Source organism: Erythrobacter sp. JK5 (assembly GCF_018205975.1).
In the GTDB taxonomy this organism is placed as follows: domain Bacteria; phylum Pseudomonadota; class Alphaproteobacteria; order Sphingomonadales; family Sphingomonadaceae; genus Erythrobacter.
Genome location: NZ_CP073577.1, coordinates 2,320,135 through 2,346,090 on the forward strand (window position 1 = coordinate 2,320,135; position 25,956 = coordinate 2,346,090).

At 65.0% G+C, this 25,956-nt stretch carries 24 protein-coding genes; 11 read left to right on the forward strand and 13 right to left on the reverse strand.

The genetic code is table 11. The features are described from left to right. Positions 1-3: 3 nt before the first annotated feature. Genes KDC96_RS11230 through KDC96_RS11240 form a run of 3 tightly spaced genes read right to left on the reverse strand, consistent with a single transcriptional unit; the run spans position 4 to position 2,536 of the window. Entirely contained in the window at positions 4-1,188 is a 1,185-nt protein-coding gene (locus KDC96_RS11230; protein WP_212448518.1) for an acyl-CoA dehydrogenase family protein, read from the reverse strand. Positions 1,189-1,209: 21 nt separating this feature from the next. Then, positions 1,210-1,719, reverse strand: a complete 510-nt coding sequence (locus tag KDC96_RS11235; protein ID WP_212448519.1) for a MaoC family dehydratase — start codon at positions 1,717-1,719, stop codon at positions 1,210-1,212. After that, positions 1,712-2,536, reverse strand: a complete 825-nt coding sequence (locus tag KDC96_RS11240; protein ID WP_212448520.1) for a CoA ester lyase — start codon at positions 2,534-2,536, stop codon at positions 1,712-1,714. The genes KDC96_RS11235 and KDC96_RS11240 overlap by 8 nt, the downstream gene beginning before the upstream one ends. A gap of 141 nt (positions 2,537-2,677) precedes the next feature. Here KDC96_RS11240 and KDC96_RS11245 point away from each other — a divergent pair, with 141 nt between their 5' ends. Beyond that, positions 2,678-3,610 carry a DUF1838 family protein gene (locus KDC96_RS11245; RefSeq protein WP_212448521.1) on the forward strand — a complete coding sequence of 311 codons (933 nt, stop codon included), beginning with the start codon at positions 2,678-2,680 and terminating at the stop codon, positions 3,608-3,610. 9 nt (positions 3,611-3,619) lie between these two features. Next, on the forward strand, positions 3,620-5,041 hold the full coding sequence (locus tag KDC96_RS11250; protein WP_212448522.1) for an NAD(P)/FAD-dependent oxidoreductase: 1,422 nt from the start codon (positions 3,620-3,622) through the stop codon (positions 5,039-5,041). 68 nt (positions 5,042-5,109) lie between these two features. Here the strand turns inward: KDC96_RS11250 and KDC96_RS11255 are convergent, their stop codons facing one another. Together KDC96_RS11255 and KDC96_RS11260 are read right to left on the reverse strand one after the other, a co-directional pair. Then, positions 5,110-7,596: a TonB-dependent receptor gene (locus KDC96_RS11255; protein ID WP_212448523.1), complete on the reverse strand. Its 2,487-nt coding sequence runs from the start codon at positions 7,594-7,596 to the stop codon at positions 5,110-5,112. A 150-nt stretch (positions 7,597-7,746) separates the two neighbouring features. Further along, complete coding sequence (locus tag KDC96_RS11260; RefSeq protein WP_212448524.1) at positions 7,747-8,427, reverse strand: hypothetical protein; 681 nt, start codon at positions 8,425-8,427, stop codon at positions 7,747-7,749. Between the two features lie 185 nt (positions 8,428-8,612). Between KDC96_RS11260 and KDC96_RS11265 the strand changes: the two genes are divergently transcribed. From KDC96_RS11265 to KDC96_RS11300, 9 genes are read left to right on the forward strand one after another with little or no spacing between them, the layout of a single operon-like run. Beyond that, entirely contained in the window at positions 8,613-11,171 is a 2,559-nt protein-coding gene (locus KDC96_RS11265; protein ID WP_212448525.1) for a TonB-dependent receptor, read from the forward strand. Continuing rightward, positions 11,171-12,202, forward strand: coding sequence for a VOC family protein (locus KDC96_RS11270; RefSeq protein ID WP_212448526.1), 1,032 nt, complete (start codon positions 11,171-11,173; stop codon positions 12,200-12,202). The genes KDC96_RS11265 and KDC96_RS11270 overlap by 1 nt, the downstream gene beginning before the upstream one ends. Then, on the forward strand, positions 12,192-12,317 hold the full coding sequence (locus KDC96_RS16580) for a hypothetical protein (protein WP_256439005.1): 126 nt from the start codon (positions 12,192-12,194) through the stop codon (positions 12,315-12,317). Before KDC96_RS11270 ends, KDC96_RS16580 begins: the two co-directional genes overlap by 11 nt. Before the next feature lie 26 nt (positions 12,318-12,343). Continuing rightward, positions 12,344-13,396 carry a serine hydrolase gene (locus KDC96_RS11275; RefSeq protein WP_212448527.1) on the forward strand — a complete coding sequence of 351 codons (1,053 nt, stop codon included), beginning with the start codon at positions 12,344-12,346 and terminating at the stop codon, positions 13,394-13,396. Then, complete coding sequence (locus KDC96_RS11280) at positions 13,393-14,691, forward strand: MFS transporter (protein WP_249171768.1); 1,299 nt, start codon at positions 13,393-13,395, stop codon at positions 14,689-14,691. The genes KDC96_RS11275 and KDC96_RS11280 overlap by 4 nt, the downstream gene beginning before the upstream one ends. Further along, entirely contained in the window at positions 14,691-16,247 is a 1,557-nt protein-coding gene (locus KDC96_RS11285; protein ID WP_212448529.1) for an FAD-binding oxidoreductase, read from the forward strand. Before KDC96_RS11280 ends, KDC96_RS11285 begins: the two co-directional genes overlap by 1 nt. Further along, positions 16,248-17,405: a nitrilase-related carbon-nitrogen hydrolase gene (locus tag KDC96_RS11290; protein WP_249171769.1), complete on the forward strand. Its 1,158-nt coding sequence runs from the start codon at positions 16,248-16,250 to the stop codon at positions 17,403-17,405. Continuing rightward, positions 17,405-18,127 (forward strand): hypothetical protein, encoded by a 723-nt coding sequence (locus KDC96_RS11295; RefSeq protein ID WP_212448530.1) that lies wholly within the window; start codon positions 17,405-17,407, stop codon positions 18,125-18,127. Before KDC96_RS11290 ends, KDC96_RS11295 begins: the two co-directional genes overlap by 1 nt. Beyond that, on the forward strand, positions 18,127-19,290 hold the full coding sequence (locus KDC96_RS11300; RefSeq protein ID WP_212448531.1) for an FAD-dependent monooxygenase: 1,164 nt from the start codon (positions 18,127-18,129) through the stop codon (positions 19,288-19,290). Before KDC96_RS11295 ends, KDC96_RS11300 begins: the two co-directional genes overlap by 1 nt. 2 nt (positions 19,291-19,292) lie before the next feature. Here KDC96_RS11300 and KDC96_RS11305 read toward each other — a convergent pair whose 3' ends face one another. Genes KDC96_RS11305 through KDC96_RS11340 form a run of 8 tightly spaced genes read right to left on the reverse strand, consistent with a single transcriptional unit; the run spans position 19,293 to position 25,956 of the window. Beyond that, positions 19,293-20,342 (reverse strand): NAD(P)-dependent alcohol dehydrogenase, encoded by a 1,050-nt coding sequence (locus tag KDC96_RS11305; RefSeq protein WP_212448532.1) that lies wholly within the window; start codon positions 20,340-20,342, stop codon positions 19,293-19,295. Between the two features lie 4 nt (positions 20,343-20,346). Further along, on the reverse strand, positions 20,347-20,595 hold the full coding sequence (locus KDC96_RS11310; RefSeq protein WP_212448533.1) for a hypothetical protein: 249 nt from the start codon (positions 20,593-20,595) through the stop codon (positions 20,347-20,349). Then, positions 20,592-21,779 (reverse strand): class I SAM-dependent methyltransferase, encoded by a 1,188-nt coding sequence (locus KDC96_RS11315; protein WP_212448534.1) that lies wholly within the window; start codon positions 21,777-21,779, stop codon positions 20,592-20,594. The genes KDC96_RS11310 and KDC96_RS11315 overlap by 4 nt, the downstream gene beginning before the upstream one ends. Next, positions 21,776-22,285: a DUF1330 domain-containing protein gene (locus tag KDC96_RS11320; RefSeq protein ID WP_212448535.1), complete on the reverse strand. Its 510-nt coding sequence runs from the start codon at positions 22,283-22,285 to the stop codon at positions 21,776-21,778. Before KDC96_RS11320 ends, KDC96_RS11315 begins: the two co-directional genes overlap by 4 nt. Then, positions 22,282-22,743: a hypothetical protein gene (locus tag KDC96_RS11325; RefSeq protein ID WP_249171770.1), complete on the reverse strand. Its 462-nt coding sequence runs from the start codon at positions 22,741-22,743 to the stop codon at positions 22,282-22,284. The genes KDC96_RS11320 and KDC96_RS11325 overlap by 4 nt, the downstream gene beginning before the upstream one ends. Continuing rightward, entirely contained in the window at positions 22,740-24,173 is a 1,434-nt protein-coding gene (locus KDC96_RS11330; protein ID WP_212448536.1) for an aldehyde dehydrogenase family protein, read from the reverse strand. The genes KDC96_RS11325 and KDC96_RS11330 overlap by 4 nt, the downstream gene beginning before the upstream one ends. Next, positions 24,155-25,066: a polysaccharide deacetylase family protein gene (locus KDC96_RS11335; RefSeq protein WP_212448537.1), complete on the reverse strand. Its 912-nt coding sequence runs from the start codon at positions 25,064-25,066 to the stop codon at positions 24,155-24,157. The genes KDC96_RS11330 and KDC96_RS11335 overlap by 19 nt, the downstream gene beginning before the upstream one ends. Then, a complete protein-coding gene (locus tag KDC96_RS11340) occupies positions 25,063-25,956 on the reverse strand; it encodes a polysaccharide deacetylase family protein (RefSeq protein ID WP_212448538.1) in 894 nt (297 codons plus the stop codon). Before KDC96_RS11340 ends, KDC96_RS11335 begins: the two co-directional genes overlap by 4 nt.

The window sequence follows — 25,956 nt, forward strand, 5'->3', positions numbered from 1 at the left end:
GGCCTAGGCCGGGTTTTCCTTGATGTGCTGCTTGGCGATGATGATCCGCTGCATTTCGTTGGTCCCCTCTCCGATACACATCAGCATGCTGTCGCGATAATAGCGCTCGATGTCATACTCCTTGGAATACGAATAGCCGCCATAGATGCGCATCGCCTCCTGGCTGTTTTCGACCGCCGCTTCGGAGGCGAAGAATTTCGCGATGCCCGCTTCCTTGTCGCAGCGTTCGCCCCGGTCGTAGGCTTCCGACGCGTCGAGCGTGAGCAACCGCGCGGCACGGGCGCGCGTGACCATCTCGCCGAGCTTCAGCTGGATCGCCTGATGCTGCGCGATCGGCTTGCCCATGGTCTCGCGCTGCTGGGCATATTCGGTCGCCAGCCTGAGCGAGCCTTCGGCAAGTCCGACACCGCGCGCAGCAACGTTGATGCGCCCGAGTTCGAGCCCGCCGGTGGCCTGGAAGAACCCCTGCCCCTCGACCCCGCCAATCAGCTGGTCGGAAGGTATGCGGTAATCCTCCATGATCAGCTCGGCGCTGTCGATCGACTTGTAGCCGAGCTTGTCGAACTTCTTGCCGGTCGTCAGCCCCTCCCGCTTGTCGGCGATGAACAGGCTCATGCCCTTGTAGCGCGGATCGGCGTTCGGATCGGTTTTGGCCAGCAATGCGAAGCACTGGCCGTTCAAGGCGTTCGAGATCCAGGTCTTCGTGCCGTTGAGGACGTAGTCGTCGCCGTCGCGCTTCGCTACCGTGCGGATCGCCTGCAGGTCGGTTCCCGCGTTGGGTTCGGTCAGCGCCAGCCCGCCACGGATCTCGCCGGTCGCGAACTTCGGCAGCCATTTGGCTTTTTGCTGCGGCGTCCCGAAGCGCTCGACCGCCGCCGCCATGATGAGGTGCGAATTGAAGATGCCGGTGATCGCCATCCAGTAGCTGGAGATGTGCATCACGATCTTGGCATAGGTGGTCGCGGGTAGACCCAGCCCGCCATATTCCTGCCCGATCGTGGCGCCGAACAGGCCCATCTCGGCCATCTGTTCGACCAGTTTTTCCGGCCAGATATCGCCGTGATCGTGCTCCTTCACGACCGGGATCACTTCGCGTTCGAGCCAGCGGTCGATCGCATCCATGAAGGCGCGTTCCTCGTCCGGGTCGATGGTGCGGATCTGGTTGTCGAGATGAGGGGCGGTAGCCATGGCAGGTTCCTTGCGGGGTGATTAAGCGTCGAGATTGCCGAAGCCGCGCTTCCAGACGAGCACGGTTCGCTTGTAATGCGCGACCACGTCGCCATGCTGGTTTTTGGCGATGGTCTTGAACGTCACGATGCCCTGTTCAGGGCGGCTGTTGCTTTCGCGCTTTTCGAGCACCTCGCTCTCGCAATAGAGCGTGTCGCCGACGAACAGCGGCTTGGTCATCCGCACCTCGTCCCAGCCGAGATTGGCGATCGCCTTTCCGCTGGTGTCGGAAACGCTCATCCCGGTCATCAAGGCGATGGTGAACGGGCTGACCACCAGCGGCTTGCCGAATTCGGTGTCTTTCGACAGCTCGTAATCGAAATGCGCCGGATGGGTGTTCATCGTCAGCAGAGTAAACCAGACATTGTCGGCATCGGTGATGGTCCGCCCGGGACGGTGCTCGTAAACATGGCCGACTTCGAAATCCTCGAAGTAGCGTCCCTGGACCTCGCGAAAGCGGCCCGGGGAAATTTCGATCACACCATCACGCATTTGCCTGCTCCTCATGCCGCGCGATCACGGCGCGGTATTTCTTGATGAAGGGCGCTTCGAGCATCCGCCCCCTGAACCGGATCGCGCGCCCGCCGCCCGCCTCGTAGGCATCGAGCGCTTCGCGCGCCTCGCGGACTTCGGCCTCGCTTGGTGCGAAAGCCGTCTTGATCGCTGGTACCTGGCGCGGATGGATTGCAGCCTTCGCGGCAAAGCCGATGCTGCGCGCTTGTGCGCACTCGTCGGCGAGGCCGGCCTCGTCCTCGAGCCGGATGTAGGGAACATCGATCGCCGGCTTGCCAGCCTCTGCGCAGGCGAGGATCAGCTGCTGGCGCGCCGCCAGCAGCGGCTCCCACGCCAGCTCGACCCCCAGTTCGCCCGAAAAATCGCCGCCGCCGAACATCATCGCTGCAACCCGGTGATGCGAAGCGATGTCGAGCGCATGCCGCAATCCGCGCGGCGTTTCGACCAGCGGAACGAGATCGGGGCAGCGATCGCCCAGCGCGCCGGCGACCACGTCGAGCTCGGCAGCGGCTTCGACCATCGGGACCAGCAGCACCTCCGGCAGCGCTTCACTGTCGGACAGCGCCGCAAGATCGCGCACCCCGGCGGCAGTCGTCACCGCGTTGATCCGGATCGCCCAGCCGGCGCGATCGCGTGCAATCTGGCCGAGCGCAGCGTTTCGGGCCGCAATCTTGTCGCCGGCCGCAACCGCGTCTTCGAGATCGATCACGGTCAGGTCCGCACCGCCCGCTCTGGCCTTGCCGAAGCGGTCTTCCCGCGATCCGGGCACGAACAGGAGGCTGGCTGAAGAAAACACGGTCGAGCGATCAGTCCCAATGAGGCCCGCAGAAAGGGCGATTACAGGCTTCACAATTTGTCCGGACAAATCTAAAGTCAAGGACGAAATGAGCAAATGTCCGGACAAATTCCGATCCGGGCGTACAGTCGGAGGGAACTGATGAAATCCACGAAGCCGTTTTTGGTTGCCGCGAGCCTCGCCGCGAGCGCTCTGGCCCTGTCGCAACCGGTCAGCGCGCAAATGCTCGATCCCTCCGATCCCGAAGACGCGCTGGAGATATCCAAGCGGATGCAATGCGGCGTCTCCGCAGACGAGCCGGCAGTATACCACTGGTCGGGCAATATCTACGGTCGCAGTCCCGGACAGCCCGACAAGCTGCTGTTCAAGGGCGAGGGGATGAACATCCGACGCTGCGTCGAGGTCACCGATCCCGAGCGCGGCACCGGCTGGCGGCTGATCAGCCGCGAGCTCATGCTGATGCTCGATCCCGCAACCGGCGAAGTCGTGAACGAATGGGAAAATCCCTACACGGGCAAGACGGTGTCGGTGATGCAGATCCACAATGATCCGGTGAACGGTCGCCCCAACTTCCCGATCGGGCGGCGCGGAGAACCGTTCAGCCTCGGCACGCTGCGCGAGGCCGGACCCTATGTGTTCATGCCGTTCGAAGTGCCGCTGTTCTATACCAACCCGCTGGCGGGCGAATACCAACAGTATGTCGGCGGAACCTATCACGCGATGGAGATCTTCGATTTCGCCGCGCTCAAGGACGAACTTTTCGATTCGACCAGCCCGACCGCCTACCCGATGATCAGCTGGGTGCGCATTTCGGGCTGGGCGCCGTGGATGGAGATGGGCGACCGGCCCGGCCAGATGGTGTTCAACGCGATGGGCCGCAAGCTGCCCGGCGGATTCGAGGAATTGCCCGACGTTCTCAAGACCGAGATCCGGGCCAATTACCCGATCTACGAGCAGGCTCCGCCCAAGGACGATGCCCGCCCGAACGAGACAACCTGGACCAAGTTCAAGCTGCTGACCGACCGCGCGCGCGCAGCCGAAGGGGACGCGGCCAAGCCGGGCGAAGGGCACTAGCCCCGGTCGATGGTCACCCGGCGCGGCTTTCTCGCGGGGAGCTCGGCGGCGATTATTGCCGGCGCTGCCCCGCGGATCGCGTGGGGCCGAACCGAAGTCGATGTCGCGATTATCGGGGCCGGTCTCGCCGGCCTCAACGCGGCTCGCATGTGCGAAGCAGCGGGTCTCAAGGTGGTCGTGATCGAAGCCGAAAATCGCGTCGGCGGTCGGCTCTTCACGCTGGACGATATGTCCGGACGACCGGAAGCTGGCGGAATCCAGATCGGTGCAGGCTATGCACGCCTGCATGCGATCGCCGGCGAACTGGGCGTGGAGCTGTCCGACGGTGCGAGCACGGGCGCGGGTGGAGCCGAATCGAACGGCAATCTCTATGCGATCGGCGGGATGACCAGCACCGCGCCAAGCTGGCCCGAAAGTCCGGCAAACCGCTTGCCGGAAAACGAAAGACAGACCGAACCGGCCGCCTTGCTGCGGCACTATTCCAGGGCCTTGCCCGATCTCGTCGGGCCGCAGGACTGGCTCGATGCGTCGTCCGACCACGACATTTCGGTCGCGCAGGCATTGCACAATGCCGGGGCCAGCGAGGAGGCGCGGCGGCTGATCGCGGCGAATTTCAACGGCAACAGCCTCGCGGGAATGTCGCAGCTGCATCTCGCTCGGAGCCTGGCGATCTTTCGCAGCCAGCCCGGCCCGATATCCACGGTGGCGGGCGGATCGCAGCGGCTGCCCGAAGCTATGGCGGCGAGGCTTGGCGGCGAGATGCGCCTTGGCACAAGGGTGGAGGGAATCTTCGCGCGCGATCGCGGCGTGTCGCTATTGCTTTCACCGTCCGGCAATGCGCTCCGGGCGCGGCAGGCGATCTGCACCATACCGTTTTCGGCGCTGCGCAGCGTGCCGGTGCATTCGGCGATGTCGCCGCACATGGCCCACGCCATGGCCCAGCTGCCCTACACCCGCGCCAGCTTCGCCTATCTGGCTGCCACCGAACCGTTCTGGCTCCACGATGGCTATCCGGACACGCTCTGGACCGACGATCCGCTGATCGGGCGGGTGTTCGCGCTGTCTGACGGCAGTGCAGACGCGCCGCCCAGACTCAAGCTCTGGACCACCGGCGCCGGAGCCGACTTGCTCGACCGCATGGCGCCGGAAGATGCCGGAAACGCGATCGTGAAACGGATCGAGACCATGCGCCCCTCAGCCCGGGGAAAATGCAAGGTCGAGCGCTTGTTCAGTTGGCAACGCATGGCGGGCGCGCGCGGAATCTACCATCACATCGGCACCGGTATGGCTCGCCATCTCGCCACCGCATGCAGGGAGGCAGGCACCGATCTCCACTTCGCGGGAGAGCACCTCGCGATTGCGAGCAGCGGGATGGAAGGTGCGCTCGAAAGCGGAGAGCGCGCCGCGCAACGGGTAATCGCCCGCGCTTGAGCCGCTTCGAGAACACGGGGCGGGAGCATTCGCCCCCACCCCGATCTTCGTTTCGCAGTCGCGGCGCGTCAGAACCCGGTCGAAAGCACCACGCCGAACCGCCGGCCCGGCCGCAGACCCGCGATGAAGCTGCGGCGGAAATCGAGATCGGCATCGGCGTAGCGGATGATCTGCTGCACAGCATCCTCGTCGAACAGGTTGTTGACGTAAAGCTGGACGCGAAAACGGTCGTTCTCGATCCCCATCCGCGCATCGACCTCGATCGCCGAGCCGGTTTCGGCAAGGTTGTGGACCTGCGCGAAGCTCGTCGAAGTGAAGGTGATGTTGCCGCCCGCGAAGAAGTCCCAGTCGCCGCCACCGATGTCGGTCGCCGAGCGGTAATCGAGGTCGGCGAAGATGCGGTGGCGCGGCGCGCGCGGAATGCTCTTGCCCTTGATCGATCCGAACAGGCTCTGACAGCCGGCAACATCGGCGAACTGGTCGCCGGTCGAACAATTGACCAGCCCGTCATCGGCAACATCGTTGAGCACGCCCTGGTTCTCGTCGAACCCGCTGGTGAACTCGCTGTTGGCAAACGCGTAGTTGGCGGTCAGCGTGAGCCCGCGCGACAGCTCGCCCACCAGCTCGGCTTCGAGGCCGATGATCTCGGCGTTGCCGGCGTTGGTGATGACACTCACCTGGTTGGGCGGAACCGACACGTTCTGGGTCAGCTGGTAGCCCTCGATGTCGGTCAAGAACGCGGCGAGGTTGAAGATCACCCGTCCGTCGGCAAAGCTGTTCTTGAAGCCAAGCTCGTAGGACGCGTTTTCTTCCGCGTCGAAGCTGGGCACCCCGGCGGCGATCGCCAGCGGACCGTTGAAACCGCCCGGCTTCTGTCCTTCGGCATAGATCGCATAGAGCAAATTGTCGGGCGAAAGCTGCCAGTCGAACGTCACGCGCGGGGTGAATTCCTTGAACGTGCGCGAGGCGGTGACCGGAGCGGGGCGCGCCTGCCCCTCGTTGAAGTCGAACGCGACCTGGCTGATCTTCTCTTCCGAATAGCGCCCTTCGAGCCCGAGATTGATCTCGGGCGTGATGTGCCAGTTGATCGCGGCGAAGGCGGCGATGTTCTCGATATCGAGCAGGTTCTCATCGCGCGCGTTCGGGGTCGAGGGGCCGAAGAACGGCGCGACCCGGCCACAGTTCGGATTGGCATTGCAGCGCGCGATCTCGTTTGCCAGCCGCGCGCCGAAACTCGCGCCTGCGCGTGCCGCCGCATCGGCGGGCACATCGCGGATCGAGAAATTGTCGTCGCTCTGGTCGAAATAATATCCTCCGAGGATAAAATCGAAGGCGTCGCTTTCGTAAACCAGCTTCAGTTCCTGCGACCAGTCCTGCGTCTCGTTGCGATTGGCGAAGCTGAAATCGACCGTGGTGCCGACGAAACCGAACGGGAAGATCGGACCGGCCGGGCCGAACCCGATCGGAGCGCCTGCCGGGAACCGCGCGAAGACCGCGGTCTGGAAGCTGTTGGGGCCATAGTCGCCATCGGTCAGGATGGTCTGGGTGCGGTCGTTGTAACCGGTCAGCGACACCAGCGTCAGTTGGTCGGACAGTTCGTATTCCATCCGCAGCGACACGTTGTAGGTGTCGGCCTCGATCCCGACATCGCTCGGGTCGGCGAACTGGCGGGCGTAATCGGTGTTGATCTGACCCGGTGCGATGATGCCGCAGAAATACCGCCCGCCCCCGGCATAGAGCGCGCCGTTGTCGAACAGGCAATTGTTCTGCCCCGCCCCTTGCGCGAAGATCGCGGGCTGGCCGTCATCGGTGCGGTTGTAATAGCCGCGCAGCGTAGCGGTGAAGGGTCCGCCATCGTCCCAGCGCAGCACCCCCGATGCCGACCACGAGCTCTGCTTTCCGACCTTGTTGCCGTCGAACTGATTGGTGAACTCCCCGCCGAAATCGTAGAACCGGCCGTTGATTCCGAGCGACAGCCCGTCGCTGATCGGTCCGCGGATCCCGGCGGTCAGTTCGTAGCGGTCGTGTTGGGCGATATCGGCCGAAATTCGCCCCTCCCAGGTGTCGCCGGGAAGCTTCGAGATGATGTTGATCGCGCCCGAGTAGGTGTTGCGGCCGTAGAGCGCGCTCTGCGGCCCCTTGACGATCTCGATCCGGTCGATCGTGTCGACGTCGTAATCGGCGAGGCTGCCGGTGTAATAGATACCGTCGATGAAGAACGCGACGCCGGATTCGCCGAGGATGTTGGCCTGCCCGCGGATCACCGGGCGGTTGCCGTCGCGACCGAAGCTGTCGTCGAAGACGAGGCCCGGCGTGGTCTGCGCGATGTCCTGAAGATTGTTGAGGTTGAGCCGCTCGATCGTCTCGGAAGTCGCCACCGCGACCGTTGTCGGTACCGATTGCAGCGTCTCTTCGCGCTTGCGTGCGGTGACGATGATTTCCCTCGGGTTGCTATTGGCCGACGCGCGCTCCTGCGGAGCGACCTCGTCCTGAGCCCAGGCTGCGCATGGCGTGAGCGCTGTGGCCAGCAATGCGCCGCGAAATACGTTTCTCATGTCTTTCCTCCCATCCAGTTGCCGCGATCCCGTTGCGGCGTGATCCGTCCCTTCCGCCAAATCTGGCGCAGCCTCAAAATTTGTCCAGACAAATTATTGCGCGTGTCCCCCGATTTTGATCCGAGCCATTTGCGCGGTGCCCTCCAGCGGTCAGATCGGTTTGACGTTGCCGAGAAACGCGGTGATCAACAGCAGCACGTAGACTGCCCAGACCCAGATTCGGGTTCGATCCATCGTCTTGCGCAAGGGAATCTCGGTCTCGTCGTTCGACCCTTGTTCGAGCACTGCCGCGAGCTGCGCGCCGACCGGTTTGAACGCCACGTCGATCATGATTGCGGCAACGAAGATGAAGCCGAACAACAGCGCCTTCCACGCCAGCCAGTCGGGCTGGAGCGGCGCATCGGTGAGCAGGCTCTGGCCGCCCAGCCAGAGATAGAAGCCACCGATGATCCAGCGCAGCCAGCCTTCGATCGCGCGGTTGCGCGCGGCGCGCGGCGTCTGGTCGTGCCAGTGCGAATCCCACACCAGCCACAGCCAGAACAGTCCGATCGCCCAGGCACCCCACAGCAGCCAGCCGGGCACGTCCCACCAGTTGCCGAGATCGACCACGCTCAGCGACAGCGGCACCATCAGCGCCCAGGCGCTGCGCGGGACCATGTCGATTTCCACCAGCAGCTTGAGTAGCGCGATCCGCTGGTCGAGCGTGTAGTCCTCCCGCCTGCGGAAATGCTGCCCCAGCACGAACACCCCGACATCCGCACCGAGCCACAGCACGAACAGCAGCAGGTGCACATAAACAAGCGCCGGATAGGCAAGATCGGAAACTGCCATCGGTCTCCCTTCGCAAAACTGTTGCTCAAACGGCACGCCACGCGACACATTCGGCAAATTTGTCCGGACAAATTGCACTTCTCCGCTTGACAAGCAAGAGGTTGTCCGGACAAATTTGTGAAGAGAATGGGAGATACGACCGGCACTCGAGCCGGCACCACCAGGTTTGAGGAAGGAAATCGCACATGGTTCTGCGCAATTCGACGAGGCTTTCGCTGCTTGGAATGACCTCGTTCATCGCTTTGGCGGCCTTCCCGTCCCTCGCTGCGGCGCAGGATGAGGTGAGCGCGGAACAGGACGAAGGCGGCGTTTCCACGATCATCGTCACCGCCCAGCGGCGCGACGAAAACGTGCAGGACGTGCCGATCGCGATCAGCGCGTTCAACCAGGAGGAGCTCGCACGGCGCGGCATTTCCAACGCGCTCGAAGTCGCGCAATTCGTGCCCAATCTCGTGGGGCTCAACAACACCGGCCTTGGCACCGCCAACGCCTATTACCTGCGCGGGATCGGCAACACCGAAAGTATCGCAACCTTCGATCCGCCGATCGGCACCTATGTCGACGACATCTACCTTTCGCGGCAGAACGCCAACAACCTGTCGCTGTTCGACGTCAACCGGGTCGAGGTGCTGCGCGGCCCGCAGGGCACGCTGTTCGGCCGCAACACCACCGGCGGCGCGGTGAACGTATTCCTCAACGAGCCGGGCGACGAGTTCGCCGGCTATGTCGAGCTCGGCTATGGCAGCTACGATCAGAAGCTCGCGCGGGCATCGATCGACGTGCCTCTGGCGGACAGTTTTGCGGTCAAGGTTTCGGGCTACTGGCAGAACGATGACGGCTACGCGATCAACAACCTGACCGGCGAACGCACCAACGAGAACGACGGCTGGGGCGTGCGCCTCGGCCTGCGCGGCGAGCTCTCGGACACGGCCCGCTGGACCGGTTCCTACATCCACACCTTCGCGGACTCCGCCAACCTACTCAATTTCGATTGCGACCCGACCAATCCGGCGAATTGCGATGGACGGTTCGTCGCCACCGGGCTGACCGAAAACGGCACTTTCGACAGCGCAATCTTCGGCCCGCTGCTGACCGGGGACAAGAACGGTTACGGCCTCGGCAACCGGGCGACGATGGATTTCATCTCCTCGAATCTCGAATTCGAACTGTCGCCAGACTGGACGCTCAACATCATCACCGGTTTCGTCGATATCGGGCAGAAGTTCGCGCTCGATTTTGCCGACGGGCGCGGGCTGCCCAGCACCTCGAATCCGGTTCCGCCGGTCGTCGGCTTTACCTTTGGCGGCTTCACCATCTCCAACGAAGGCGAACACACCCAGTTCACGCAGGAGGTCAAGTTCACCGGCTCGATCGCCGATGGGCTGATCGACGTGGTCGGCGGCGTCTACTATTTCTACGAGGACAACCGCACCGATTTCGGCGACATCTTCTCGCTCAATCTCGGTCCGGGCGGCCCTCCGCCGGACGGGTTTCCGCTGATCCTGGCCGACCGCACGCTCACCAATACGGCGGAGGCGTGGGCCGGATACCTGCAGGCGGACATCAACCTCACCGAACAGCTGACGGTGACCGCGGGGATCCGCTACACCGACGAGGAAAAGACCTTCGACATTCGCGACAACCGGGCGCGGGTCGGCAATTCCAGCCTGTGCCGGGCGGCAGCCCAGTTCGGCCCTTCGACCTGCATCGACACGGTCAACCTGATCGCCACCAACGGCCGGGCGATCCCGACCAAGCAATCGGTCGACCTGTGGACCCCGCGCTTCGCGATCAATTACGCGGTGACCGACGATGTGCTGCTGTTCGCCTCGGCGACGCGCGGGTTCAAGTCGGGCGGGTGGAACGCGCGCGGCACCTCGCCGACCGAGTTGCTGCCGTTCGGTCCAGAGACGGCGTGGAGCTACGAAGTGGGCGCGAAGACCGAGCTGCTCGATCGCAGGGTGCGGTTCAACGTCACCGGTTTCTGGCTCGACGTATCCGATCTCCAGACGCCGTCGGCCTTCATCCGTCCCAATGGATCGCTGGCCTTCATCACCCGCAACTTCGCCGATTACGAGAACAAGGGCGTCGAGATCGAGATCACGACCGTGCCGGTGGAGGGTCTGAACCTGTTCGCCTCGGTCGGGTATCAGGACGACGAATACGTCATCGATGCCAACGCCCCGGCGCTCGACGAATTCGGCGTCCAGGCGGTTGCCGCGCAGCAGGCGGACTGCCTCAACCAGCTGGCCGCCGGCCGGCTGCCCAATGCTGCGGGAGCCGACAACGCCCCGGCGTGCGGGGTCGGCATCGTCGCCCCGGACGGATCGATTGCCGAACCGGTTCGCACGCCCGACTGGACCGTCGCGATCGGCGGCAGCTACGATGCCGAATTCGGCGATTTCACGCTGACCCCGTCGATCAACGCCAACTGGCGCAGCGACAGCGAGGTCGGGACCAGCGAAGTGACGCTGTTCGACCAGAGCGTGACCGGGCCCTCGGGCGCGGTGTTCCCGAGCAACACCCTCGGCCTCGGCAATCCGATCGACCCGGCGTCGGGATCGTTCAGCCCGGATCGCTGGATCGTCAACGCCTCGCTCACGCTCAAGAACGTGGCCGGCTGGTCGCTGATCGCCGAATGCCGCAACTGCTTCGACGAGGAAGCGGTGGAATCGGCGCTCGCCAACTTCAGCTATCTCAACCCGCCGCGCACCTGGATGGTCCGGGCCAAGTACGATTTCTGATGATTAGATTTGCAGCGGCGGCGGTGGCTTTAACCGCTGCCGCCGCTTCTCCTCTTTCAGCCCAGACCGCCGCGGACCATGGTGTCGAGCCATGGTCCGAAGCCGTTGTAAGCGTCGCCGATCTCGAAGAAAGCGCGGGCTGGCTTATCGAACACGGCGGGTGGCGCAAGGTTGCGAGCGGTGCGTTGGACCGCGCCGAGCTCGAATACTGGAACCTGCCGACAAGCGTTGCAGGTGCGTTCCTCAGGGTCTGCGCGGCGCAGGCCGAGACCGGCTGTATCCGCTTCGTCCGGTTCGACGGTGCCGAGAACCAGCGCCCGATCCGGCTCGCCGCACGACCGTGGGACACCGGCGGCATCTTCTCGATTATGCTCCGCACCGACAGTGCGCAGGCGGCGTTCGACGCGGCGATCGCGCGCGGGTGGTGGGCGGAAAGCGAGCCTTATCGCTTCAGTTTCGGCGGCAGCGATCTCGCCAACGTCGTGGTCCGCGGGCCGCACGGTGTGAATTACGCGCTCTACGAACGCGAAGCCCCGCCCTTCACCGGCTTCCCGATCGGCCCGTTGAGCCAGGCGTTCAACACGATGCGGATGGTGAAGGACCAGCCCGCGAGCCTTGCCTGGTATCGCGACGGACTGGGCTTCGGAGTGCTGTTCGACGCGCCGTTCACCGATCCCGAGCCGCGCTCGAACAATTTCTCAGTCCCCGCCAACCTTGCGACCACACTGGTGCGCCGCGCGGCGGTGGCGCAGCCGGTGCTGCCGGGCGAGACCGGGCGGATCGAGGTGATGCAGTTCGAAGGGTTCGAAGGTCGCGATTTCGCCGCCCATGCCTCGCCGCCCAATTGGGGCATTCTCTCGGTGCGCTACCCGGTGGGAGCGCTCGCCTCCTACCGCGATCGTCTCGAAACGCAGGGGATCGCCGTCGAATATGCTGCCGAGAATGTCGCAATCGCCGGACTGGGCAAGGTCGACCTGATCGCGGTGCGCGATCCCGACGGCAACCTGACGGAATTCTACCATGCGGATTAGAGCGCTCATGCTGGCACTGGTAGCGGCGTGGAGCGCCCCGCTGGCCGCGCAGGAGACCGATCCCGGTTTCGAGCGTCGCTGGGAGAGCCTGCTCGCGGGGGATACGAACCGCTGACCATCCCGACCGACTGGTACGATCCTGTGGCCGAGGTCGAAGGGGCGGAAACCGGCGTCGGGATGATCGCGCCGGAGGATGCCGGGATCAGCTCCACTGCGCTTGCCGCCGCCGCATCATGGGCGGAGACGCAGAACTCGACCGCGCTGCTGGTCGCCCGCGACGGCGACCTGGCATTCGAACGCTACTGGCAGGGCACCGGGCGCGACACGCGTTTCAACCCGCAGAGCATGTCGAAGACGGTGCTGGCGATGCTGGTCGGGATCGCGATCGACAAGGGCGTGATCGGCTCGGTCGACGATCCGATCGGACGCTACGTCACCGAATGGGCGCGCGAGCCGCGCGGCGCGATTACCTTGCGTCAGATGCTGTGGATGTCGGCCGGGCTCGAACAGGGCGACGATGGCTACGGCTATGAGATCACGCCCGAGAATCCGATTGTGCGCCACAGTCTCGGCAGCGATTTCACCCGGCTGCTGCTGTCGCTCGAGCCGGTCGGCGCGCCGGGCGAAACGTTCGACTACAACAACCAGGTCAACCAGCTGCTCGGCCTCGCGCTGGAGCGGGCCAGCGGGCGCGATTACGAGGTGCTGCTGTCCGAATGGCTGTGGCAGCCGCTCGGGCTGAAGGACGCGGCGCTGCCGCTCGACCGCGAGGGCGGGCTGGTGCTGACCAGCTGCTGCATTCTCTCGCGCCCGATCGACTGGCTGAGGATAGGCGGGCTGTTCGCGACCGCCGGACGCTATGAGGGAAAACAGGTGGTGCCCGAGGCATGGCTCGCCGAGATGCTCCAGCCTTCGCCCGGCTATCGCGGTTACGGCTATCAGGTGTGGGTGCACGATCAGCAGGTCGGCGGCGAGCGTCCGCCGCGCGTCCCGCTGGTGCCGTGGCAGAGCGAGCCCTTCGCCGCGCCGCAAGTGGTGATCTTCCACGGTCACGGCGGGCAACGGGTCTATGTCATGCCCGACAAGCTGCTGGTGATCGTGCGCGCCGCGCGGCAATGGCCCGACGCTTGGGACGACGCGTTGCTGCCAAACGTGATATGGCGGGGCACCGCCGATCGAGGAGAGACCGAGTGAGCGCCAGCCAGACCGATCCCGTCGCCGAGCGCGGCGAGTTCTCGAAGGGCTGGACCGTCCTGTTCGCCGGGGTGCTCGGCGTCATGTGCGGCGCCTCGCCGATACCCTACAACGTCATCGGCTTCACCGCCGAACCGCTGCAGGCCGAATTCGGCTGGTCGCAGACGCAGGTGCTGCTGCCGATCACGCTGTTCGGGGTGATCGCGAGCTTCCTCGCCCCGGTGTTCGGCTGGATGGCGGACAAGTTCGGTGTGCGTCCGGTGGCGCTGTGGTCGCTGTTCGCCTTCGCGCTGGCTTTCGCGGCGATTTCGCTGACCCCGACCGCGAACGAGCCGACCACGCTTTACGTCTATTACGGATTCTGGGTCGTGCTTGGCCTGGTCGGGATCGGTTCGACACCGGTCACCTGGAGCCGCGCGATCAACCTGTGGTTCTTCAAGCATCGCGGGCTCGCGCTCGGCGTCTTGCTGATGGGGACCAGCCTCGCGGCGATCGTCGTGCCCAAATTCGCGGTCTGGGTGATCGAGGCCTATGGCTGGCGATCGATGTTCGCTTCAGTCGCGCTGTTCCCCGCCGTGGCGCTGATCGTCGCCTATGTCCTGTTTCGCGAACCGCGCCCGGACGAACGCCCGAAAGCGATTGAGAGCGAGTCCGGCAGGCTCACCGGAGTGACGCTCGGCACCGCGCTCAAGGATTACCGGTTCTGGCTGATCTGGTTGTCGATCGCGATGATCGCGGGCGCTTTCGGCGGGGCGTTCATCAACATGCCGACCATGCTGCGGCTGCGCGGGGTCGATGCGCAGACCGCCGCGAGCGTGATGGGCATCCTTGGCATCGGCATCTTCGCCGGGCGGCTGATCACCGGCGCGCTGCTCGACCGGTTCTGGCAGGGTTTCGTCGCGTTCCCGCTGCTGTGTCTGCCCGCGATCTCGGCCTGGCTGCTGCTGGGCGACAGCATCACCTTCCCGCTCGCGGCACTGGCGGGTTTCCTGCTCGGTTTTGCCGCCGGGGCGGAAAGTGATCTCATCGCCTATCTCACCGGGCGCTATTTCGGGATGGCGCATTATGGCAAGATCTACGGCATGCTCTACATGCCATTCGGACTGTTCAGCGCCGCCTCGCCGGTGATCTACGCGCAGGTCTACGACCGCACCGGCAGCTACGATCCGATCCTCGAGATCGCGATATTCATGTTCGTGATCGGCGGGGCGTTGCTGCTGTTCCTGGGGCGCTATCCCGATGGCTTCCCCGAAATGGTCGACGACGATTCCCCCGCAGTCATGGAGCTTGCCTGATGGCCACGCTCGCCACCACCCATGAAGCCCTTGCCGACAGCCTCCGCGCATCCGGCGCGGACGTGCTGACCGACGAGGCCAGCCTCGATTTCTACGCGCACGATATCTACGACCGCGGGGCCGATCTCGCCGCGGTCGTGCGACCGAAAGACAAGCACCAGCTCGCCGCCGCGGTGAAGGCCGCGACCGAGGCCGGCCACCCGGTCGCCCCGCGCGGCGGGGGGATGAGCTACACCGGCGGTTACACCCAGGATCGACCCGGCGCGGTGCTGTTCGACCTGGCGCAAATGAACCGCGTGCTCGAGGTCGATGACATATCGATGACGGTCACGGTCGAGGCCGGATGCACCTGGGCCGCGCTCAGGGAACGGCTTGCCCACCACCACCTGCGCACTCCGATGTGGGGCACGCTGTCGGGGCTCAAGGCGACGATCGGCGGCGGGATGAGCCAGAACGGCATCTTCTGGGGCACCGGACGCCACGGCACGGCGGTGCAAAGCTGCACCGCGCTCGAAGTGGTGCTCGCCGACGGCACCTTGCTCAACACCGGCAAGAAGCACACGCGGCCCTATGGCCCCGACCTCACCGGGCTGTTCCTAGGCGACACCGGAGCGCTCGGGATCAAGGCAACGGTCACGCTCAGGCTCGTCCCCGAGGCCGACCATCACGGTTATGCCAGTTTCGCATTCGACGATGCGGCGAGCTGGTTCGCGGCTTCGAGCGCGATCGAGCGGCACGGAATCGCCACCGAATGCTTCGGTTTCGACCCCTATCTCAACGCCATCCGGATGAAGCGCGACAGCCTGACGAGCGACGCCAAGCAGCTGATGGGCATGATGAAGAAGCAGGGCGGCGTGATGAAGGCGCTGAAGGAAGGCGTGAAGGTCGTCACCGCCGGACGAAATTTCCTGAAGGACGCGAATTACTCGCTCCACGTACTGACCGAGGGTCGGATTGCAGCCGCAGCCGATGCCGATATCGACATCGCCCGGCAGCTGGTCGAGCATTACGGCGGGCGCGAGGTCGAGAACACGATTCCCAAGATCATCCGCGCCAATCCGTTCGGCCCGCTCAACTCGATCCTGGGGCCCGAAGGCGAGCGCTGGGCACCGATCCACGGCCTCGTTTCGCATGGCCGCTCGGCGGCGTGCTTCGCCGCGTTCGAGTCGCTGTTCGACGATCATGCCGAGGAAATGGACGAACTCGGGGTCCATTACGGCACGCTGATCGCGGCGGTCGGGGGTGCGGGAATGGTGATCGAGCCATGTCTGTACTGGCCCGATGCGCGCAATCCGGTGATCGAGGACACGATCGAGAAGGCGCATCTGAAAAAGCTGCCCAGACACCCGGCCAATGCCGAGGCATGGGCGCTGACGAGGAAGCTGAAACAGGCCATCGTCGATATCTTCCACGAACACGACGCAGCGCATTTCCAGATCGGGCGGACCTATCGCTATCGCGACAGCCTGCATCCGCGCGCGGACGCCTTGCTGCAGGCCGCCAAGGCCGAGCTCGATCCCAAGGGGCTGATGAATCCGGGATCGCTGGGGCTATAGGTGTCGCTGGAGATCGATCGCAGACGGGCGCTGGCGGCGGGCATGTGCGCCGCGATCGCGACCCACGCCCCGCTTGCGGCCAATGAGGGAGACAACGTGAACGACAGCTCGACCTATTGCGCGATGGCGATGCAACTGACCGCGCGTTCGCTCGAACGGCTGCCCGATGCCGCTGCGGCGCGCGCCGCGATGCTCGAACATATCGCCGAAATAGAGGGGCAAATCCGCACCAGCGCGATCTTCGTCGCGCAATATTCGGGCAAGCCAGTGAAGCTGGTGGTGCTGCCCGAGTACCTCTTCACCTCCTATCCCGGACGCATCTCGATCCCCGACTTCGCGGCGCGCGTCGGATGGGCGGCGGACGGACCGGAATACGCAGCGCTCGGCGTCGTGGCAGAGCGGCTTGGTGTGTTCCTTGCCGGCAACGCCTACGAGACCGACGCGGCGTTCCCGGCCTTCTATTTCCAGACCTGCTTCATCGTCGCGCCGTCGGGTGAAGTGGTGCTGCGCTATCGCCGCTTGCTGTCGATGTTCGCGCCCTCGCCGCACGATGTGTGGGAGGCCTATCTCGACAAGTATGGCCTCGAAGGCGTCTTTCCGGTCGCGCGCACCGAAATCGGCAATCTCGCCGCGATCGCTTCGGAGGAAATCCTTTATCCCGAAATCGCCCGCGCGCTCGCCCTGCGCGGAGCCGAGGTGTTCTGCCATTCCTCGTCCGAAGTCGGCTCCCCGCTCGCCACCAACAAGGATGTGGCCAAGCAGGCCCGGGCCTTTGAAAACCTCGCCTACGTGGTCAGCGCCAACACCGCCGGGATCTCGGGCACCGCGATGCCGCTCAACTCCGCCGAGGGGAACAGCCAGGTCGTCGACTGGAAGGGCCGCGTAATCGCGCAATCGGGCGACGGTGAAACCTTCACCGCCTTCGCCCCGATCGACCTCGCCACCTCGCGCGAGGCACGCCGCACGCCCGCCATGACCAATTATCTCGCCCGCCAGCGCCCGGCACTGTTTGCGGAGGCCTATGCCGCTGCGGCCGAACCGTTTCGCGGCCCCGACGGCATGATGGCAGACGGGAAACCGGCGATCCCCGACCGCGACTATTTCCGCCGCGCGCAGGAGGAAGTGATCGAACGCCTCGTCAAGGCCGGAGTGATCTGATGCAACACCGAAACGTTCGCGGAAAAATACGCTATTCCTCGATGAAGCCGGGCATGGAGGGGCAGGAGCGCGGGCGCGAATGGTTCAACTTCTCGCACCACGCGGACGGATCGGTCATCATGAGCGCGCAATGCGAGATCGAGGAGCCCGATCCCACCGTCCTGCGCAACATCACCTGCCATATCGGTCCCGATCGCAAGCCTCAGAACCTGCTGGTGCACCTGACGCTCGGCGACGAATTCCTCGGCTCGGGCTGGATGCGTTACGATCAGGCTGCCGACCGGATCACCTGCGAAAGCTACGGCCCCTCGATCGGACGCAATTCGGAAAGCCGCGAAGCTGGCGAGTTCGACGCGTTCGGCACCCATCCGGTGGTCGGCGACGGCTTCACCACGCGGTTGATGGATGTGAGCAAGGGGCCGCATCGCCGCCGGCTCAGGTTCTACCTTCCTTCCCCCGACCATCGCGGCGCGACGCCGCCGCAGATCGCCTACCTCGAAATGACGATGGAATATGTCGGCGAGGAGGAGAAGACGGTCGAGGCTGGTACCTTCGCTTGCCGACGCTATCGCTATGTCGATGAAAGCGACGAAGGCATGGGCGGCACGCGCCACCCCGATTTCGACATGTGGGTGACCGCCGACGACGACTCGATCCTCGTCTATGGTTCGATCGACGGCTACATGATGAACCGCTACGAACTGGTCGAGCTGGAGCGCTGATGACACTCGATCGGGTTGCGATCATCGGCGCGGGGCTCGGCGGGCTGACCTGCGCGATCGCACTGCGTCGGAACAATATCGAAGTCGACGTCTACGAAGCCGCCGCGCGGATCGAGGAAACCGGCGCGGGGCTGACACTCGGTCTCGGCGCGCAGCACGTGTACCGCGCGCTCGGCGTGCAGGGTGCGGTCGCGGCGCAGGCGTGCCCCGCCGGCAACCTGCCTTTCCTGCACTATCGCAGCGGAGACATTCTGCTCGGTGGGCTCGATACGGGCGACGGCCTCGGCGACGATGGCACAGCCAACATCGTGCGGCATATCTACCGCGCGAACTTACAGAATGTTCTGCTGGCGGAGCTCGAACGGCTCGGCGGGCGGACCCATACCGGGCATCGGCTAGCGCATATCGAGCAGTCGGACGAAGCAGCGACCGCGCATTTCGACAATGGCACGAGCGCGACGGCACCGGTGCTGGTCGGCGCTGACGGCGTGCGCTCGGCGGTGCGCGCGCAGTTGGTGCCCGGAGACGCGCCGCGCTTCACGGGTCACGTCGCCTATCGCTTCCTTGTTCCGATCAAGCGCGCCAGCGCGTTTCTGAGCCTGGGGCGCAGCGCGATCTTCATCGGGCCGCAGCGGACTTTCAACCGCTACACCATGGCACAGGGCCGCATCGTCAATGGAGCGGCTCTGGTCGAAACCCGCGAGGAAGTGCCCGAAGGCTGGTCCACCGCCGCTTCGGTCGAGGAACTGGAGGCTGCATTCGCAGGCTGGCATCCGGAGGTAACCGGCCTGATCGGCGAGGCGGGTGCGATCATCAAATGGGGACTGTACGACCGCGCACCGCTTGAAAGCTGGTCGCACGGGCGCGTCACCATGCTCGGCGATGCGGCACATGCGATGCTGCCGTTTCTCGGCATGGGCGCGGCGATGGCGGTCGAGGATGGATACGTGCTCGCGCAAATGCTGGCGCGGCACGAGGAAGTCGGAGAGGCTTTTGCCGAATACGAAAGGCGGCGCATCCCGCGCACCGCAGAAGTCCACCACGCGTCAAAGGTGCAAGGCGAGATCACCCAGAGCATCGACCCGGACGACTTCGCGCTGGCCGGGGCGCCGGTGAACAATCGCGCGATGATGGAATTCGATCCGACGGCCGAGTTCGCCTGACCCTATTCCCTCGGAGTCTTGCGACGTTCTTCGACCCGGACCATGACCTTGCCCATATGACCGCCGCTTTCGAGATGGCGGTAGGCTGCGGCCGCATCGTCAAAGGCGAATTGCCGGTCGACCAGCGTCTTGACGCCCTTGTCGGCGATCACCGCAAGCGCCTGCTCGAACACGCCGCGATGCCCGCTGGTAATCCCCTTGATCGTGATATTCTTGCCGAGGATCGGACCCTGCGCGAAGTCCGCATTGTCCTGCGGCGATCCCGACAGCGCGCCGAGCGTGCCGATGCGGCCCTCGAGCCCCGTCGCCTCGAGCGTTTGCGCGAAGTCTCCAAAGCCGATCGTGTCGACCACTACGTCCGCGCCGCGCCCGCCGGTCGCTTCGAGCAGCGCTGCCGCCCAATCGGCTCGCTCGCGGTAGTTGGCGGTGTAGTCCGCTCCCAATTCGCGCGCCTTGGCCAGCTTCTCGTCCGACGAAGACGTGATCGCGAACTGCGCACCAAGCGCTTTGGCGAGTTGAAGCGCAAAGATCGACACGCCGCCGGTGCCTTGCGCCAGCACCAGCTTTCCCGGACCGGCGCCGCCGAACGCAACCATCGCGTGCCAAACGGTGCAGGCGACCACCGCCAGGGTCGCCGCCGTCGCATCATCGACGGTGTCGGGCACCTTGATCGCAGCCTTGGCGGGAAGAACGATCTTCTCGGCAAGCCAACCATCCATCGTCACGCCGATATCGCGCCCAAAAATATGGTAGCCGAAGCCGGTTTCCGGATCCCAATCGACGAAATTCGCCGCGACGATCCGGTCGCCGACCGCAAATCCCTCGACGCCGTCACCCAGCGCTTCGATGATGCCGACACCATCGGTCAGCGGGATGCGGTCTTCGGGCAGGTTGTTGCCGTAGTGGCCGCGCAGAATCATCAGATCGCGATAGTTGAGGCCTGCCCCGATCACGCGCACGAGTATTTCGCCCGGCCCCGCCACAGGGTCTTCGCGCTCGACGAGTCTCAGATTCTCAATGCCGCCGCGCGGTCCGATTTCCCATGCCCTCATCGGATCATGCCTCCCGGATCGGGGCGAAGACGCGGTCGATGAATTCCTTCACCTTCGCCTCCCTGTCAGCCGCCTCGCCAGTTTTCCCTTCCTCGAGCGCCAGCAGCCGCTCCTCCTGCACCCACACTTCCTGCGCGAGGTTCACCACCACTGCGACGAACCGGTCCATGCCCGGATCGGAAAAGAAGCGCGGATTGCCCTGGTCGTCGTAGAGGCTCGGCGGTGCGTCTTCGGGTCGGAGTTGCTCGCTCACCGCTTGAACGCCCCGAAGCCGTACCACATCACCCCTTCGGCGAGGCGTCCGGTGGTCTCCTGCCCCACGCCTTCGGCGCGGTCGCCCTTCGCCGCGTCGGCCACCGCCTGCGCGCCGTAAATGCCGATCGAAGGGACGACGAAGTCGAAAAAGTCCTCCGCGCCGAAACCCGCCCGCGTGCACAGCTCGCGCGGCACTTCGTCGCGATAGCCTTTGTAGTAAGGCTCGTTGTTATAGTAGCTGTCCCAGTCGAGATAGAACCCGTCGAACGCGCCCATCTGTTCGTTGGGCGGCAGCTCCATGTGGATCACCAGCCCGCCGGGTTTGAGCACGCGATACGCTTCCTCGAAGGCCTTGGCGCGCTGCTTTTTCGACAGTTCGTGCAGGAACATGCTCGACCACACCACGTCGAAGCTTTCGTCCTCGAAGGCGAGATCGTCGGCACACATCTGGCGGAAATGCACCTCCTGCCCCTGCATCTTCGCGCGCGCCGATCCATAGGCCAGCGGACCGGGTGCGGCGTCGATCGCGATCACTTCGGCATCGGGATAGGCCTGCTTCCACGGCAGCGTGTTGTGGCCGATCGTGCAGCCGGTATCGAGGATGCGCTGCGGCGCGAAATCAGGGAAGCGCTGCCTGACATACTGGCTCATCGACAGTCCGATATCGTCGAGATTTGCGCCCATCAGCCCCATCGAGAACACCGCAAGGCCCCGGTCGTAGACCGCGCCCGCCTCGAGGCTGTCCTCGCCGCGGGTGTAGCTGCCCGGCATCAAGTGAACGTCGATCGCATGGACGTTCGTCGGCACTTCCAGCGCGGGATCGAGCGTCAGCGACCCCGGCGCGTCCGCCGCCTTCGCCGCTTCCCCGGCCAGCCGCTCCGCCTCACGCTCGACACTGTCGGCGACGCTCGCCCACACCATTTTCTGCGCCTGCACCCGCATTGCGGAATAGATGTTGAACGCCGGATCGCCGCGCAGTGCCTGATGCGCCTCGCGGCTGGTCTTCGGCTCATGCCCGTGCTCCTTGCGGAATGCGGGGGCGGCGCGGCGTTCGTAGGCAGAGCGCATGTCGCTGGCGAGATCGTTGAGGATCAGGCTGCGCATCCCCGACACGAAGCGCCCGCGCGCGATCTCGTCCGGCGTGGCATCGGGTTTCATCGGGTGCTGGAGTTCGACGGTCATGGGCTGTCTCCTTCGGCGTCTGGTCCGACCACGGGCTTGTCGACCTGCGGAACCTCGGGGTCGGCGAAATCGGCGGTAAAGCGGTTGTCTCCCACGCGTCCTACCATATCCTCGCGCAGCGGCGCCTCGGCATAAATGGTAACGGTGTAATCGCCCGCTGCCGGGTTCTGGCGCAGCGGCAGGATCTTCTCCTGATAGACCCGGCTGTTCCAGAACGCGCGGGCATTTTCGATGCAGGGAAAGCGCACGGTGAGGTTGACGTAGTCGGGCGACACGTCGCCCTCGAACACCTCGAGCGGGCGCGGCATGGTGACGTAATACCCGCCGAGCTTCTGGTAGATTTCGCTATCGGCGATGGCGCGACCATAGGCCAGCATCCGGTCGCGATCGAGCGTGCGCCCCTCGACCACCATGTAGACCGGCGCGTCGCAGGTCGATGCAGGCGGCGGCGGCGCGGCCCCGGCGGGGACACCCTGCAACAGCAGCACGAGGGCAGGCGAAATCATGGGCTTTCAATCCTCCATTCGTCGCACAGTGTGCGCTTCCACGGCTTGCCGCCCTTGAACCATTGCCAGGTGCGCGCGCGGCTCTGCCCGTCGGGGGCGATGTTGATCATCTCGACATAATAAGCACCGGGTTCATCGAGCCGGTCGAGCTTGAGCATCAGCGTGTCCTCGGCCGTTTCCCAGCCATAGCCGCGGAACCGGTCGGTCTCCCAGTAGAGGCGGCTGCCATCGAGCCTGCCGCCGAATTCGTAGGTGGCCTCGCGCCCGTCTTCCCAGCTGAGCCAGTTGTGCTGGACGTAATGCCACTCGCCGGTGTCGGGAAACTCGCAATGGGTCCTGACCTTGTGGGCGTCGATCGGCGAGCCGTCGGCGTCGCAATGGCGGTACCAGCCGTCCCACCATCCTTCGTGGCGCAACATCGCGGGCATCGCCGCTTCGAGTTCGGCACGGTTGCTCACCCGCCTTGCCCCTCGCGATAGGCGTCGATCGGCAACGGCTGGCCGGTCTGGCGGATCAGCGCCTGTTCGCGCAGGAACCGCAGCATGCCGGTATCGCCCATCCGGCTCGGACCAAGCCCGGAGGCCTTGCGCGACACATTCGCCGCATCGCCGACCATGCTGGTGAGCGCGCCGTCCTGAAGGCTGATCGCCCCGGCATCCAGCCGCGTGCCGATACTTGCCGCCTCTTCCAGCGAGCCCGCCAGCACCGCGGCGGACAGGCCGTAATCGGTGTCGTTCGCCTGCGCGATCGCCGCGTCGAGATCGTCGTAGATAGTCACAGGGATGACCGGGCCGAATGTCTCCTCGCGCATCACCGCCATGTCGGCGGTGACCTCGGCGAGCACGGTCGGGCGCAGATACTTCCCGCCACCGAGCGTTTCGATCGTCCCGCCGGTCAGCACCCTCGCGCCTTTCGCTCGGGCATCGTCGATCTGCGCCTGCACCTTGTCGGCCTGGGCCGGGAAGATGAACGGGCCGAGATGACCCTGCGCCGGATCGGGATAGGTGAGGTCTACACGCTCGGCCCCGGCCACCAGCGCGGCGAGGAACGGATCGGCGATTGCTCGCGCGACATAGACTCGCTCGATCGACTGGCACGCCTGCCCGGTCGCCACGATCGAAGAGCGCAGCGCCACGCCCGCCGCCCATGCAGGATCGGCGCTAGCGGTGACGATCATCGGGTCCTTGCCGCCGAGTTCGAGATTGGCCGGAATCAACCGGCGCGCGGCGGCTTCCGCCACCTTGCGTCCGGTTGCGGTCGAGCCGGTAAAGCAGACATAGTCGACCTCTTCGATGAGCGCCTGCCCGACCTCAGGCCCGCCCATGACATAGGCAAGCGGCAATTCGGGCACTTGCGCGATCACGTCGCGCATCGGCTCGACAAAACGCGGGGTGACTTCGGACGGCTTCACCAGCGCCGCGCTGCCGGCCATCAGCGCCGGAACCGCGTCGATATGGCTGAGGATGACCGGGAAGTTCCATGGACAGATCGCGCCGAACAAGGGGAAGGCGCTGTATTCGGTTACGATCTCGATCCCCGGCGTCGCCGAGGGCTTGGGACAGCGATCGAGCGCAGCGAACAGCTCAGGACCACGCGCCGCCCAGCGACGGATATTGCCGACGCAGCCCTGCACCTCGATCCACGAAACCGCACCGCGCCCGGTATCGACGGTGAGAGTTGCGGCAATCTGAGGGGCTGCGGCCTCGATCGCATCGGCGAAGCGGCTCAGCACCTTGGCGCGCCCAACAGGCCCCATCGCTTCCCATGCAGGTTGCGCTGCACGCAAGCGCGCGGCTTCGGTGGCGATCTCGTCGCGGGTGGAACCAGAGAATTCGTAATCCTCTTCTCCCGTGCGCGGATTGCGGGCCTTCACTGCTGGCTCTCCCATGCGCTCACGATGTCTTCCCCTCGCGCAAACCATGCCTCCGCTCGCTGGGCGAGATCGGCGAGCAGGCATTCGAGCGCTCCGATGCGGTAGGGCAGGCCCATGATGTAGGGCGTCAGGTGGATCGGCAGCATCCGGCCCGACCCTTCGCGCGCCGCCTCGGCCACAAGCCACTCGAACGCGTCGCGCATGCTCTCGGCCCAGCTGTCGGCGCCTTTCTGCTGGACGGTGATGATCTGGCGGTCGCTCAGCTCATGATTGAGCGGCAGGTCGATCAGGCCGTTCTCGAAACGATAGGGCAGTTCATCGTTCACCCAGTCGCAGCAATAGCTCAGCCCCTCGTCCTTGAGGATGTCGAGCGTATGCCAGCTTTGCTGCCGCGCGATCGACAGCCAGCCCTTCGGCCGCGCGCCGGTTGCGCGTTCCAGTCGCCCCATCGCATCGCCGATCAGCGCGCGTTCGTCGGCTTCGGAGAGGGTGGAATCGATCGTGCCGTTCATGTCGGTCGAATAGGCGATGATTTCGTGCCCGCCCGCCTGCACCGCTGCGATCAGTTCGGGATAACGTTCCGCGACGGCAGCGTTGGCGGCGAAACTGGCTGTCACCCCGGCCCTTTCGAACGCCTCCAGCATCCGCCATGCGCCGACGCGGTTGCCGTAATCGCGCGCGGTGTAGTGGCGATAGTCGGGATAGGGCGTGACCATGTGGCCCGGTGCCTTGAACGGACCGCCGGGCGTGATCGGGAACCATTCGAGGCTGACGCACAGCCACACCGCGACCGAGCCGCCCGGCCATTCGACCGGCGGGCGGGTGTGCATGTTCGACCAGCGATAGAGTTCGTGATCGTAGCCCTCGCGGCGCTTCCGGTATTGGGTGTAGCTGTCGGGGAGAGTCATCGCTGCGCCCTCCCCACTTGGTCACGCCAGGCATCGACGATTTCGCCCGCGCGCGCGATCCATGCGCGGCCATCCTTGGCGATATGCTCCAGCGCTTCTTCGAACGGGCCGATCCGGTGCGGCTGGCCGATCAGGTAGGCGTGCAGCGGGATGCACATCACGGTGCCCGAACGCTCGCCCTCCTCGGCCAGCCTTTCGAACTGCCGCACCAGCGTCTCGGCGTATTCGCGGCCCGACATGTTGTAGACGAAGAAGCCGTAATGGTCGTTGACCTCGAGGCTGTAGGGGATCGAGGCGAGCCGCCCCTTGGCGACGTTCACCTCCTGCACCTGGTCGTCGTGATAGAGGTCGCAGGTGTAATCGAGGCCGTATTCCGCCAGCAAGTCGAGCGTGCGCGGCGTATGCGTCAGCGCCGGGGCGAGCCAGCCGCGGATACGCTGGCCGGTCGCGTTCTCGACCGTCTTGATCGAGTCCTCGATGATCGCGCGTTCCTGCGCCTCGGTCATGTCGTAGGAATAGCGGGTGTTGTAGATGCCATGGCTGAAGAACTCCCAGTCGCGCGCGTTCGCGTCGGCGACGACTTCAGGATGGTGCTGGCACAGCGCGACCGACAGGCTCACCGAACCGGGAAAGCCGTGTTTCGACATGACCTCGGCCATGCGCCAGTGGCTCACCCGGTTGGAGTGGTCGCGATGCGAATAGCCGACGACGCTCGGTGCGGGATGCGGCCACGGGTTGCGCTTGGGATGGATCGGGGGGTCGATTTCGTAATATTCGAGGTTTGGCGCGACCCACACAGCGACCGATTTGCCGCCGGGCCATTCGATCTTGGGGCGTCCTTGGTACGGTTGGTAATCGTAAAGCCCGGGATCGGGCGCGCCTTCCTGCAT